The following is a 13,127-nucleotide window of genomic DNA, read 5'->3' as shown; positions in this document are numbered from 1 at the left end:
AAAATATTTTACGATAATGAAATCCCAATTATAAAGGAGTTAATAAATGCTAAAAATAATTAATTTACGAAAATCTTTCAGGGACAAATCGGTTCTAAAAGATGTATCCTTTGAAGTGAATCCAGGTGAAATAGTGTGCCTTTTAGGAAATAATGGTGCGGGTAAGACGACTATTATAAATTGTATATTAAAAATGATACGACCGGATTCAGGAGAGATAATGCTTGATGATAAGAAAATAGATAAATGTAAAAATAGTGAATATTTCAATCATGTAAGCGCCCTACTTGAATCCAGCTCCAATGTATATGATTACTTAACGGGTGTGCAGAACATAGAGTATTTTGCTGGATTGTCTAAAATAGATAGTAAAAGCCCTGAGATAGAAAAATACATAGATGATTTTGAATTAAGAGAAGCCATTAATAAGCCTGTTGGAGAATATTCAAGAGGGATGCAGCAAAAGTTAGCTCTTATAATTGCTCTTATGCAGTCGCCAAAGCTTTTACTCTTAGATGAACCAACATTGGGGCTCGATATAAAGAGTAAGAACGCTGTTATAGATAAGTTAAACCAATTGGTAAATGAAAAGAAAATGGCAGTTATACTTACCACGCACCAGATGGAAGTAGTACAGAAGCTAAATGGCAGAGTTTTGATACTAAAAGATGGAAGCGTCAAAGTGTTTTCAGACATAATAGAAGAGGAAGTTTCAGGATATATAGTATCTTATGTTAAAGATGGCGAGATAGTAGAAGAATTCGTTGAAGGAAATTTCTCGGAAGTTTATGATAGCTTTCAAGATGAAGATATAGTAGAGATAGTTAAGAAAAAGAAAAATATGGAAGAAAAAGTTATGGAGGCATTAGATGAATCTAATTAAAGCAGAATTTAGAAAGACCCTAACCGAGGCGATAAGCTATTATCCGGATTATATAGTAGGGCTCATTACGGATTTTTTTGTACTGATTATTGTAATAAATACAGAAGGAAATACTACAGAAAAAGTATTTGGTTACATTCTCTGGATACTTGCAAGTGGTGTTATATCAGAGGCTTCTATGTGCATATCTACCGAAAAGCAGCTTGGAACTTTGCAGAATATTATGATAAAGCCTTATTCCATAGCACAGATAGTTACAGTTAAAACCATAGTGTGGTTTAGTATAAATGTAATAAAAGCCATTATAACAATGGTTGTAGCAATGATATTTTTTGGTATTGATAATTTATTCAGGCTGGAGTATCTGTACATAGTAATTCTTGCTTGCATAGGAATCATGGGATTATCATATGTACTTGCTTCTGTAACACTTATGTTCACCAAGGTTGCTTCATTTGTAAATATAATAAGTTATGGATTTTTGTTTCTATCAGGAAGTATAGTTAAAATACCTGATTTCCTTGCGTATACTAATCCAATATCATATGGGGTAAAATATGCATCAGTGATATTGAAAAATGGTATATGGGTTATGGATACAGTTATATTCCTAATAATATGTGGAAGTTGGCTGCTTGTGGGATATTTGATTTTTAGATTCATGTTTAATAGATGTAAACAGTTTAAGTGGACGTATTAAATGCTTTGTAAATAGATAAGCTTAATAATGTAATCTGATGAGCCTAGATACAAACTCCGAGTCCTATTAATTTGACAAAAATCCCATCTCTATGCTATAATCTACCAGTTACCGGCATCTCTTACGGAGATGTCTTTTTATATGAAAGGTGGAATTATAATTTGAAATTTAATGAAATGGAACTTGATGAGCGTATATTAAAGGCTGTAAAGGAGCTTGGCTACGAGGAGGCAACTCCTATCCAGACTGAGGCCATACCTGTAGCTATCACAGGAAAGGATATCTTAGGCCAGGCACAGACAGGAACAGGAAAGACAGCAGCATTTTCTATACCTATCTTAAATAATATTGATTCGAGCAATAAGCATTTGCAGGCTGTAGTACTTTGTCCTACCAGAGAACTTGCACTTCAGGTATGTGGAGAGATAAGAAAACTATCCAGATATATGCATGGCATCAAGCTGGTGCCTGTGTACGGCGGACAGGACATAGTTAAGCAGATAAAGTCCTTAAAGCAGGGAGCACAGATTATAGTTGGAACTCCTGGCCGTGTAATGGATCACATGCGAAGGAAGACAGTGAAGTTTGACCAGGTTAAGATTATGGTTCTGGATGAAGCAGATGAAATGCTTGACATGGGCTTTAGGGATGATATAGAGACCATCCTGGCTGAAGTGCCTGAGGAGAGACAGACCATGCTTTTTTCAGCTACCATGCCAAAGCCAATCCTTGACATTACAAGGAAGTATCAGAAAAAGGCACAGAATATAAAGATTGCTAAAAAAGAGCTTACAGTTGAGAACATAGAGCAGTATTACTTTGAGGTAAGAAGAAACTACAAGGATGAGATTCTTTCAAGACTTCTTGATATCTACAATCCTGAGCTTAGCATAGTATTTTGCAATACCAAGAAGAAGGTAGAAGAGGTTGCAAATGAACTTCAGGGCAGAGGCTACTTTGCAGAAGGACTTCACGGAGACCTTAAGCAGCAGCAAAGAGACAGGGTAATGGGCAATTTCCGTAATGGAAAGACTGAAATTCTTGTAGCTACTGACGTGGCAGCTAGAGGACTTGACGTAAAGGGAGTTGACCTTGTTATCAACTACGATTTGCCACAGGATGATGAATACTATGTACATAGAATCGGAAGAACCGGAAGAGCCGGTAAATCAGGCCTTGCCCTTTCCTTTGTAAGTGGTAAAGAGGTGTATAAGCTTAAAGAGATTCAGCGTTACTGCCATACCAAGATTAGGCTTAAGCCTGTGCCATCACTTGATGATGTTACCAATACAAGGGTAGACAGCCTCTTTAGCGAGCTTTCAGAGATTATTGAAAATGAAGACTTAACCAAGATGACAGAGCTTATCGAGCAGAAGGTAAATGAAGAAGACTTCACCTCTCTTGATGTGGCAGCGGCCTTCTTAAAGCTCTATCTCTCTTCTAAGGAGAGCAGCAGTGATGAAGCGTCCGATTCGGATGTTGATTTTGGTGCAAGCAATGAAAGCGGTATGGTGAGACTCTTCATCAACATTGGAAAGAAGGACAGGGTTAAGCCTGGTGACATCCTTGGTGCAATAGCAGGTGAGTCAGGCATCTCAGGCAAGCTCGTAGGAGAAATCCAGATGTATGACAAGTACACCTTTGTAGAGGTCCCTGCAGAAAATGGCAAGGAGGTTCTTCATGCTATGAAGAATGCTAAGATTAAAGGAAAGAAGATAAACATAGAGCCTGCGAATGCGAGGTAATGACATGAAGACGGAATATGTGGAGCTAAGGGATGAATATGACATAAAGGAAGGTATAAAGAAGGCTGCCGATATCATAAAGAGAGGCGGCCTCGTGGCCTTTCCAACGGAAACTGTGTACGGCCTTGGTGCTAACGGACTTGACGAAAATGCAGTTCCAAAGATATATGAGGCAAAGGGAAGGCCTACCGACAATCCTCTTATCCTGCATATTAGTGAATTTGATGAAATAAAGAGTATAGTAAAGGAAATACCAAAGACTGCCCTTATCCTTGCTGAGGAATTCTGGCCGGGACCTCTTACTATGGTGCTTAAAAAGAGTGACATCGTGCCTTACAGGACTACAGGAGGACTAGAGAGCGTTGCGGTAAGGATGCCTTCCAATAAGATAGCAAGAGAGCTTATAAAGGAGGCAGGAGTACCTATTGCGGCTCCAAGTGCTAATTCATCAGGAAGGCCAAGTCCTACCAAGGCTTCACACGTCATCCTTGACCTTGATGGCAAGATAGATATGGTGATTGACGGAGGGGCGGTTGACATAGGTCTTGAATCTACAATTGTAGATGTAACAGGAGATGTACCTGTAATACTTAGACCGGGCTTCATTACTGAGGAAATGCTCTCTGAAGCCATAGGCAGGGTAGAGATTGATGAAGTGGTTAAGAGCCTTGGCCCTGATAAGGACTTAAAGCCTAAGGCACCGGGTATGAAATACAGGCATTATGCACCTAAGGGCAGGATGACCATATACAAGGGTAAGCCTGAAAGGGTAGTAGAGAGAATAAATGAAGAAATAGCAAAGTCTGCGGGAAAGAAAACTGCTGTACTTGCAACTGATGAAACAAAGATGAATTATAAGGCTGATGTGGTTATATCCGTAGGCAGCAGGGAAGATGGAGAAAGCATTGCGCACAATCTTTTTGATGCTCTTAGGAGGTTTGATGATGTTGGCGCAGAAGTCATTTTCGCAGAGGGATTTGATGAGAATAGGCTTGGCTTTGCCATCATGAACAGGTTGCATAAATCTGCGGGATATAATATCATAATGGTATGAGGGTAAAGGGATTTTATACTTTTTACCAACATCTTTTGGATTGTACAGGAGGTAACTGTGTACGATAGAATTATATTTGTATGTGAGGGAAATCATTCCAAGGGGCCAATGGCAGAGACCATATATAAAAGCCTTACAGAGAATGAGAATATTCCCGCTATATCAAGAGGGCTTGTTGTACTTTTTTCAGAGCCTGTCAATGAAAAGGCTGTCTCAGTCCTTGAGAATCACGGTCTTACCTGTGCGGTGGAGTTTTCAAAGGAGCTTACAAAGGAAGATATAACTGAAAATGCACTCATTCTCACGATGACTGACAAACAAAAGAAACAGGCTGTAGATAAATATGAGATTGAAAACAATATATTTTCAATAAAGGAGTTTAACGGCGAAGAAGGGGAGGTTAAAGACCCTTATGGTGGTACTCTGGTTGACTATGAGGAGTGCTATAATGAACTTCTGAGACTGATTAAAAAAACTATATACAAACTTGATGAAATGGGGAAATGATTATGGAGAACAAAGTAATAGCTATTGGGAGTGACCATGGCGGGTTTGAACTAAAGCAGGAGATTATTAAGCATCTGACTAAAAAGGGAATTGGCTTTGAAGATTTTGGCTGCTTTTCTGAGGCTTCCTGTGACTACACTGACTATGGAAAGGCTGTGGCAGAGGCTGTAGCAGCAGGGAAGTACGAAAAAGGGATACTTATCTGCGGTACAGGTATAGGCATATCCATTACAGCCAATAAAATAAAGGGCATCAGATGTGCCCTTTGTAGTGATTGTTTTTCAGCAGAAGCTACCAGAGAGCATAATGATGCCAACATCCTTGCTCTTGGCGGCAGGGTAGTTGGCGTAGGACTTGCTCTAAAGATAGTTGATACCTTCTTAAATACGCCATTTTCCAATGAGGAAAGGCACATAAGAAGAATTAGTAAGATAGAGAGCTGAGATATTCTTCAAGTGCATATATAGGCTCCTGAAGTAAAGAGTATTCATCATTGTAGATATAATCGAGCAGGGCGTGGAAGCTGTTAAGAGCTCTTACCTCTTGCTCTTTTGTTATGTAATTTTTCTCTACTGCTTCGGCAAATTCATCCAGATCAAGGATTCTTATGCTGTTGTCAGGATAAACGACTAAATCAATGAGCAAATCAGTGAAATTAATGTTATTCCTATCAAAGCTAAGTTCGGATATATCGTTATACCAGTATAGAAGCCTTCCGTCACCGTCAAAGAGTTTGCTTACCTTTATACCAAGCTTAGGGTAATAGGCAGAAAAACCACCCGAAATGTCAGGACGAGTACGGATGGCTCTCCAACCTGTGACAACCAGCTCATCAGACACATAGTAAATGGTATCATTTGTTAACGATATTACTTCATCAGGTATATAGCGTTTTCTGTTAACTATATAAGTTTGATAAAGATCAGTACTAAATTTAATCATTTTTTGCCCTCTCTGACTGTGTTAAAATTATATAATCTATGGTATCATTTTAGTTAGAATAAGTAAACCATATTTATAGGAGAAATATATGCATATTCCAAATTTTTTGAAAAAAGATGATGTTATAGGAGTGACCGCACCATCTGCAGGCTTTATAGAACAGGCAGACCTTACAAGGCTTGAGAGTGCAAGGTTTAACCTCTCTGAGAGAGGCTATGAGCTTATAGAGACTGATAATGTGAGAAAATGCTACAAGGGGAGAAGTTCTACTGGAAAGAAGCGAGCTGAAGAATTTATCTCTCTCATAGAAAATAAGGATGTAAAATACATTGTCTCAGCAAGTGGCGGAGACTTCCTTATGGAAATGCTTGAATACCTCGACTATGACAAGATTAAGGCTAATCCTAAGTGGATTCAGGGATATTCTGACAATACAGGACTTATATATCCTATTACCACCATCTGCGATATGGCTACAGTGTATTCAGGAAATATTGGAGACTATGGGATGTCTCTCTGGCATGCGGCAGTTAGAAACAATCTGAAGATATTAGAGGGAAATGACATTGTACAAAAGGAATTTGACCTCTTTGAAAATGAATATGTAAAGAAGATAACAGGCTTTGAGGGCTATAATCTCACTGAGAAGGTAAAGTATGAGTTTGTTTCTGAGAATAAAGCTGAGAATTTTAGCGGAAGGCTGCTTGGAGGCTGTCTTGATGTGCTGATTATGCTCTGTGGCACCAAGTATGACAAGACTGTTGACTTCGTAAGGAAATACAAGGAAGAAGGCATAATCTGGTATCTTGAGAGCTTCGCGCTTTCATCAGCAAGACTTCAATGTGCACTTTGGCAGCTAAAGGAAGCGGGCTGGTTTGAGGGAGCTAAGGGCTTCTTGTTTGGAAGACCTTGCTTTTTTACGAAGGAGTATGAAACAGACTTCAATGAATCAGTAAAGACAGCTCTTGATGGCCTCAATCTGCCTATAATAACGGGCTGTGACATAGGCCACAGGCCACCAAGGCTGACTATGATAAATGGTTTGAAGGCAGAGGTTAAATTTGACGGCGAACACTTTGAAATGAGATATCCGGAGGTAAGAGAGTGAAAAAGAACTTTTTTGCCAGATTATTTGGGCATTTATCTACAGTTGGAAAGCATAGGTCACTGGTCAGAAAGCATTGCTTTAAGCTGGGACTTTACCGTCAGGGGCTTATGCACGATTTATCAAAGTATTCATTTGTAGAGTTTTGGACAGGTGTTAAGTACTATCAGGGAGATAAAAGTCCTAACTTCGCTGAAAGAAAGGCAAATAACGGCTACAGCTATGCCTGGCTCCATCACAAGGGGAGAAATAAGCATCATCTTGAGTACTGGATAGACTATGACCTAAGCGACGGTGCAACCATGATGGGGCTTGAGATGCCTGCCTGCTTCCTTGCAGAGATGTTCTGCGACAGGCTTGCGGCAAGCAAGACTTACAGGGGAGAGAGCTACAAGGATTCAGACCCTTATGAGTACCTGATGCTTGTAAAAGACCATTATATAATTCATCCAAAGACCTTGTCTGAGCTTGAAAAAATGATGACCATCCTAAAGGATGAGGGAGAAGAGGCGGCATTTAGTTATATCAGAAAAGAAATCTTAAAAAAATAAACTGAAATTTATAAAAAAGATAAATACAAATTATAAGTAAAATGCTGGACTTCCTCTTTTTGATATGTATAATTATTCTCAAGTCAGAAAACTAATAAACAACTCCTATATCAGTGGGTGTCAAATGCAAATTTTTGACACCCACTTCATATAGTCAAGGAGTCTGAAAAAGGAGAAAGAAATGGGTAAAAAGTACAGCTCTGTGCAAGATTTTCTAACTAAAAAAGGTATTGAAATCTCATTCAAACGTTATGGGATTGATGTCTTAGGCTCGATGGCTATGGGACTTTTCGCATCACTTTTGATAGGTACGATACTAAATACAATCGGTCTCAAGCTTGGGATACCATTCTTTTCTGAGACTATATGGCCTATAGCCAAAGAAATGACAGGCCCTGCTATAGCGGTGGCAATTGCGATGGCTCTTAAGGCTCCTAATATGGTGGTGTTTTCATCCCTCATTGTAGGCTATGCGGGAAACCAGCTTGGAGGCCCTGCCGGTGCTTGGATTGCAGCTTGGCTCAGTGTGGAGCTAGGCAAGATTGTATCCAAGGAAACAAAGGTAGATATAATAGTTACTCCTGCTGTAACCATAATATCAGGAGTTAGTATAGGGACTTTCTTAGGGCCAGTGATAAACAACCTGATGAGCGGTCTTGGGAAAACCATCATGCTTGCAACTTCCCTTCAGCCATTCTGGATGGGAATAGTAATATCAGTAATTGTCGGCATAGTCCTAACCCTGCCAATAAGTTCTGCCGCACTTTGCATGATGCTTTCTCTAGCAGGACTTGCGGGCGGAGCAGCAACAGCGGGCTGTAGTGCCCAGATGATAGGCTTTGCCGTAATGAGCTTTAAGGAAAACGGCTGGAGTGGACTACTTGCTCAGGGGCTAGGTACTTCTATGTTACAAATCCCCAATATTCTTAAAAACTGGAAAATATGGATTCCACCTACACTCGCATCTGCCATCACAGGGCCTATTGCCACTACGATTTTTAAGATGGAGAACATACCTCTAGGTTCAGGCATGGGGACCAGCGGATTGGTAGGACAGATAGGAACCATTACTGCTATGGGTGAGGCAGGTGCATCTGCCTTTACAATCTATACAGGAATAGTGGTGGTTCATTTTCTTTTGCCTGCTATATTAAGTCTTATATTTTGCAAAATTCTGAAAAAAATTGGATGGATAAAAGAAGGAGATTTAAAATTAAACTTATAGAAAAATTAAATAAAAAGATTGCAGGGTTCATAAAAAGAAAACTATCTGCAGGCTGTGGAGTGGCCTGGGAATGTGACTTAGAGCTTAGAGCCGACATTGAGAAGCTTCTTAAACAGGAGAATATTGAGTTTGAGGAAATTGCAGAATTATCCGCTTGACAGAATTGGAATAATGTAGTAAGATTTCTGTCAAAGATATTCTCTTATTCAGAGTGGCGGAGAGTGAAGGCTCTGTGAAGCTACGGCAACCCCTGAGATATGGAAGGTGCCAACCTGAGCGAAGTTATACTTCGAGCAATAAGAGGATTTGATTATTTTTGTCAAGTCCAATGAGGTTAATTAGAATAAGAGAGGTTATCGAAAGATAGCCTCTTTTCTTTATGAAAAACAATATCTTTATAGAAAAACTCAGTATTATGGAAAAGGAGAAACTATGGATAAGTTTATTTTTACATCAGAATCAGTTACAGAAGGACATCCTGATAAAATCTGTGATGCGGTATCAGATGCCATACTTGATGCCTGCCTGGCAGAAGACCCTATGAGCCGTGTTGCCTGCGAAACAGCTACCTGTACAGGTTTTGTGCTTATTACGGGAGAGATAACCACCAATGCTAAGGTGGACTATGCCAGGATTGCAAGAGATACAATAAAAGAGATAGGCTATGATGATTCAAGAAAGGGCTTTGATGGTGAGACCTGCGCAGTTCTTGTGGCAATAGACGGCCAGTCACCTGACATAGCTATGGGTGTTGATAAGGCATATGAAGTACGTGAGCAGGATATGACAGAGTCTGAGCTTTCTGCTATAGGAGCGGGAGATCAGGGAATGATGTTTGGTTATGCTTCAAATGAAGGTGATGAGCACATGCCTTATGCCCTTTCTTTGGCTCACAAGCTTACAAGAAGGCTTACAGAGGTTAGGAAGAACGGCACCCTCCCTTACCTTAGGCCTGATGGCAAGAGTCAGGTGTCAGTGGAATACGATGCAAATGACAAGCCTATAAGACTTGAGGCCATTGTTGTATCAAGTCAGCACGATGAAGAGGTGAGTCAGGAAAAAATCAGAAAAGACATAAGAGAGGAAGTAATAAACAAGGTAGTGGATCAGTCAATGGTAGACGAGCACACCAAGATATATATCAATCCTACAGGGCGCTTCGTAATAGGAGGACCTCACGGTGATGCAGGACTTACCGGAAGAAAGATAATAGTAGATACCTACGGTGGTGCTGCAAGGCATGGCGGCGGTGCTTTCTCCGGAAAAGATGCTACCAAGGTAGACAGAAGCGGTGCTTACGTGGCAAGATATGTAGCTAAGAATATAGTTGAAGCAGGCTATGCAGACAAGGTAGAAATCCAGCTTTCATACGCTATTGGCGTAGCAGAGCCTACTTCAGTTCTTGTAGATACCTTCGGTACAGGTACAGTCAGCGAAGAGAAGCTTGTGGCTGCCGTTAGAGAGGTATTTGACCTTCGTCCTGCAGGGATAATCAAGATGCTTGACCTTAGAAGACCTATATACAGAGGAACAGCAGCTTATGGACACTTTGGAAGAACTGATATAGACCTTCCTTGGGAGAAGACCGACAAGGTAGATGAGCTCAAGAAAATACTGGGATAAAAGGAAGCAAAGTTTTGAAACTCTCATGCTTGTGGAACTAAGTCTTTTGTAGTACCAATCTTCTTGACATCAAAAAAGACTTCATAAAAGCCGGTGGCAGATATGAAGTCTTTTCTTTTATTCTTAAAACAGAATATAAAACAATACTTCAAAATGTATAATGCAAGGTCAAAAGTATAAAAACGGTGAAAGCTTGATTGCAAGAGAATTTATTATCTTTTGACACCCACATCATTTTAATAAAATTTTTCAAAAATCACATATAAAGTAAAGTTCTCTCAATTACTCTACAGAAAGCAGATAGTAGTACACAGGCTGTCCGCCAAAATGTACTTCAACATCAAGTCCCTTATAAATGTCTGCAACCTTTTCAGAGAGTGCATTCGCAGCAGACTCGCTTACATCGTTTCCGTAGTAGAGGCTGATAATGCTGGAATCTCCGTCTACAAGGTGGTCAAGCATTTCAAGTACGGCTCTGTCAACTGAGTCACAAACAGATATTATTCCTTCATCGCCTATACCCATGATGTTGCCCTGGCTGATGGATTTGCCGTCAATTGCAGTATCACGGACTGCGTAAGTAACCTCTCCTGACTTAGTGTACTGCAAGGCATCTGTCATCTTTTCGGTATTTTCCTCTACATCCCCGTCATTTACATAATTTATAACAGCTGAAATACCCTGAGGTACAGTCTTGCTTGGGATAACTACTACATTCTTATCTTCAGTAAGTTCTTTAGCCTGATTTGCAGCAAGGATGATATTCTTGTTGTTAGGCAGAATGAAGATATTGTCTGCATTTACCTTTTCGATAGCGGTTAGGATATCATCTGTACTTGGGTTCATTGTCTGTCCACCTTCAAGCACATAGTCAACTCCAAGCCCCTTAAATATCTCGCTAAGACCTGAACCTGCAGATACAGCTATGAAGCCGTCCTTCTTTCTCGGCTCACTTGCCGCCTTTTTTGCTTCCTTCTCAGCTTCTTTTTCTCTGTTTGCTATCTGGGTAGCGTTTTCAATTACTCTTTCGTGATGCTCCTCACGCATGTTGTCTATCTTCATACTCGTAAGCTGTCCGTAGGTAAGTGCCTTCTGGATAGCAAGTCCCGGGTCGTTAGTATGTACGTGAACCTTAACTATCTCATCATCAGCCACCACAACTATACAGTCTCCAAGCCCCTCAAGATAGTGCTTAAAATCAGCCTCATCCTTTTCAGTAAACTCTTTTTCTGACATTATGATAAACTCTGTACAATAGCCGAACTTGATGTCAGCAGTCTCAATATCATCAGTGATTCCGGACTTTCCTGATGAAACTGAGGCAGTTGTGATGTTGCCGTCTGCAAGTGGAACTACTTTACCAAGGATAACATCATAAGCACCCTTAAGTACTTCTACAAGGCCTGCACCGCCTGAATCCACAACGCCTGCTTCTTTAAGCACAGGAAGCAGTTCAGGAGTCGAAGCAAGAACCTTTTCCATGTGTGAAAGGACTTCACCAAAGAATTTGGCTATGTCATCTGTAGTACCTTCAAGCTCGGAAGCCTTATCAGCGCCACCCTTAGCAACTGTGAGTATAGTTCCCTCCTTTGGCTTCATTACCGCTTTATAGGCTGTTTCTGAAGCTTTAACAAAGGCAGAAGCAAGAACTGACACATTTACATTATCAGCATGTGCAGTTATTTCTTTACAAAAGCCTCTTAAAAGCTGTGAAAGAATAACACCGGAATTACCTCTTGCTCCTCTTAGGGAACCGCTTGACATAGCCTTTGCGATATTTTCAATGGTTGGCTCTTCTACCATAATCACAGCCTTTACAGCAGACATAGCTGTAAGGGTCATGTTGGTACCGGTATCTCCGTCAGGAACAGGGAATACATTTAGCTCGTTAATTCTCTCTTTTTGAGACTCAAGTCTCGCGGCACCCGCCAGGAATGCTTTCTTTAACAATTGTGCATCTAATCTAGATATTGCCACTTGTCATCCTCCTTAGTCTACGACTCTAACACCTTCAACATATACGAAGATGTTCTTAACCTTCATGCCGGTAAATTCTTCAACCTTGTATTTAACATTTTCAATAAGGTTGTCAGCAACAGCAGAAATACTTACACCATAAGCTACAATTATATGGAGCTCGGCAGTAATCTCATTATTTTCAATTGTAATTTCAACACCCTTACTAAGATTGTCTTTCTTAAGCAGGGTTGCAAGACCGCTAATCATACTTAGGGAGGCCATACCAACTATGCCAAAACATTCGATGGCAGCTGAACCCGCATAGCTTGCGATAACGTCTTCGTTTATCGAAACCTCACCTATATTTGTATTTACATATCCTTTCATAAAACCTCTTTTCCATGTGATAACACATTGATTTTGATGTTTTGTGCATACTACAAGAATTATACCCATTATGGAATAAAAATTCAAGTTTGATATCTGACTTTATTTTTTTTGATAAATATGTTAGTATTAGAGTATGGCGTTTATGCAATGTTTTGACACGAAAGCTGCCAAGATGGGCGTTGAAAGAGGCAGTTCACCAGGGATTGTTGTGGATTTTTTCTATATTAACAATCACACAGTATATTTAAGATAAGGAGAGGGATAATGTCTGAATTAGGAAACACTGATGAGAAGGCTTATAAGAGTATGAATTTTATAGGGATAGTCAATATTTCACTTGGTATAGTTATGGTAGTGGTTTCTGCTGTATGCGGAGCTTTTATCATAGCGGGCGGAGCGAAGCTTATTAGGGACAAAAAAGGAATAACTTTTTAATGGAGATA

15 protein-coding genes and 1 riboswitch are annotated in these 13,127 nt (G+C 40.0%); of the genes, 12 read left to right on the top strand and 3 right to left on the bottom strand.

What is annotated here, in order from left to right:
• Positions 1 to 46: 46 nt before the first annotated feature.
• The 6 genes from ACO6HM_RS02165 (at position 47) to rpiB (ending at position 5,332) form a co-directional block, all read left to right on the top strand.
• Positions 47 to 883 carry an ABC transporter ATP-binding protein gene (locus ACO6HM_RS02165; protein WP_485389550.1) on the top strand — a complete coding sequence of 279 codons (837 nt, stop codon included), beginning with the start codon at positions 47 to 49 and terminating at the stop codon, positions 881 to 883.
• Positions 870 to 1,583, top strand: a complete 714-nt coding sequence (locus ACO6HM_RS02160) for an ABC transporter permease (protein WP_485389549.1) — start codon at positions 870 to 872, stop codon at positions 1,581 to 1,583. Before ACO6HM_RS02165 ends, ACO6HM_RS02160 begins: the two co-directional genes overlap by 14 nt.
• A gap of 176 nt (positions 1,584 to 1,759) precedes the next feature.
• On the top strand, positions 1,760 to 3,328 hold the full coding sequence (locus ACO6HM_RS02155) for a DEAD/DEAH box helicase (RefSeq protein WP_485389673.1): 1,569 nt from the start codon (positions 1,760 to 1,762) through the stop codon (positions 3,326 to 3,328).
• 4 nt (positions 3,329 to 3,332) lie between these two features.
• Entirely contained in the window at positions 3,333 to 4,382 is a 1,050-nt protein-coding gene (locus tag ACO6HM_RS02150) for an L-threonylcarbamoyladenylate synthase (RefSeq protein WP_485389548.1), read from the top strand.
• Between the two features lie 57 nt (positions 4,383 to 4,439).
• Complete coding sequence (locus ACO6HM_RS02145; RefSeq protein ID WP_485389547.1) at positions 4,440 to 4,889, top strand: arsenate reductase/protein-tyrosine-phosphatase family protein; 450 nt, start codon at positions 4,440 to 4,442, stop codon at positions 4,887 to 4,889.
• Between the two features lie 2 nt (positions 4,890 to 4,891).
• The gene (gene rpiB / locus ACO6HM_RS02140; RefSeq protein WP_485389546.1) at positions 4,892 to 5,332 is read left to right on the top strand and encodes a ribose 5-phosphate isomerase B; all 441 of its coding nucleotides are present in this window, start codon (positions 4,892 to 4,894) and stop codon (positions 5,330 to 5,332) included.
• Here rpiB and ACO6HM_RS02135 read toward each other — a convergent pair.
• Positions 5,313 to 5,831: a DUF402 domain-containing protein gene (locus tag ACO6HM_RS02135; protein ID WP_485389545.1), complete on the bottom strand. Its 519-nt coding sequence runs from the start codon at positions 5,829 to 5,831 to the stop codon at positions 5,313 to 5,315. The genes rpiB and ACO6HM_RS02135 overlap by 20 nt on opposite strands.
• 88 nt (positions 5,832 to 5,919) lie before the next feature.
• Between ACO6HM_RS02135 and ACO6HM_RS02130 the strand changes: the two genes are divergently transcribed.
• The 5 genes from ACO6HM_RS02130 (at position 5,920) to metK (ending at position 10,335) form a co-directional block, all read left to right on the top strand.
• Positions 5,920 to 6,939, top strand: a complete 1,020-nt coding sequence (locus ACO6HM_RS02130) for a S66 family peptidase (protein ID WP_485389544.1) — start codon at positions 5,920 to 5,922, stop codon at positions 6,937 to 6,939.
• The gene (locus ACO6HM_RS02125) at positions 6,936 to 7,487 is read left to right on the top strand and encodes a DUF5662 family protein (RefSeq protein WP_485389543.1); all 552 of its coding nucleotides are present in this window, start codon (positions 6,936 to 6,938) and stop codon (positions 7,485 to 7,487) included. The genes ACO6HM_RS02130 and ACO6HM_RS02125 overlap by 4 nt, the downstream gene beginning before the upstream one ends.
• Positions 7,488 to 7,668: 181 nt before the next feature.
• Positions 7,669 to 8,712 (top strand): PTS sugar transporter subunit IIC, encoded by a 1,044-nt coding sequence (locus ACO6HM_RS02120; RefSeq protein ID WP_485389542.1) that lies wholly within the window; start codon positions 7,669 to 7,671, stop codon positions 8,710 to 8,712.
• The gene (locus ACO6HM_RS02115; RefSeq protein ID WP_485389541.1) at positions 8,676 to 8,870 is read left to right on the top strand and encodes a putative Se/S carrier-like protein; all 195 of its coding nucleotides are present in this window, start codon (positions 8,676 to 8,678) and stop codon (positions 8,868 to 8,870) included. The genes ACO6HM_RS02120 and ACO6HM_RS02115 overlap by 37 nt, the downstream gene beginning before the upstream one ends.
• Positions 8,871 to 8,911: 41 nt before the next feature.
• Positions 8,912 to 9,015, top strand: a riboswitch (SAM riboswitch).
• A 129-nt stretch (positions 9,016 to 9,144) separates the two neighbouring features.
• Entirely contained in the window at positions 9,145 to 10,335 is a 1,191-nt protein-coding gene (gene metK / locus ACO6HM_RS02110; protein ID WP_485389540.1) for a methionine adenosyltransferase, read from the top strand.
• Between the two features lie 282 nt (positions 10,336 to 10,617).
• On the opposite strand, the gene ACO6HM_RS02105 is transcribed toward metK, so the two are convergent.
• Together ACO6HM_RS02105 and ACO6HM_RS02100 are read right to left on the bottom strand one after the other, a co-directional pair.
• Positions 10,618 to 12,312 carry a DAK2 domain-containing protein gene (locus tag ACO6HM_RS02105; RefSeq protein WP_485389539.1) on the bottom strand — a complete coding sequence of 565 codons (1,695 nt, stop codon included), beginning with the start codon at positions 12,310 to 12,312 and terminating at the stop codon, positions 10,618 to 10,620.
• Positions 12,313 to 12,324: 12 nt separating this feature from the next.
• Positions 12,325 to 12,681 (bottom strand): Asp23/Gls24 family envelope stress response protein, encoded by a 357-nt coding sequence (locus ACO6HM_RS02100; RefSeq protein ID WP_208429228.1) that lies wholly within the window; start codon positions 12,679 to 12,681, stop codon positions 12,325 to 12,327.
• 267 nt (positions 12,682 to 12,948) lie between these two features.
• On the opposite strand from ACO6HM_RS02100, the gene ACO6HM_RS02095 reads away from it, so the two are divergent.
• Entirely contained in the window at positions 12,949 to 13,119 is a 171-nt protein-coding gene (locus ACO6HM_RS02095) for a hypothetical protein (protein ID WP_485381048.1), read from the top strand.
• Positions 13,120 to 13,127: the final 8 nt, after the last annotated feature.

The organism is Catonella sp., from assembly GCF_057250765.1.
This window is presented reverse-complemented; position numbering and strand designations above follow the sequence as displayed.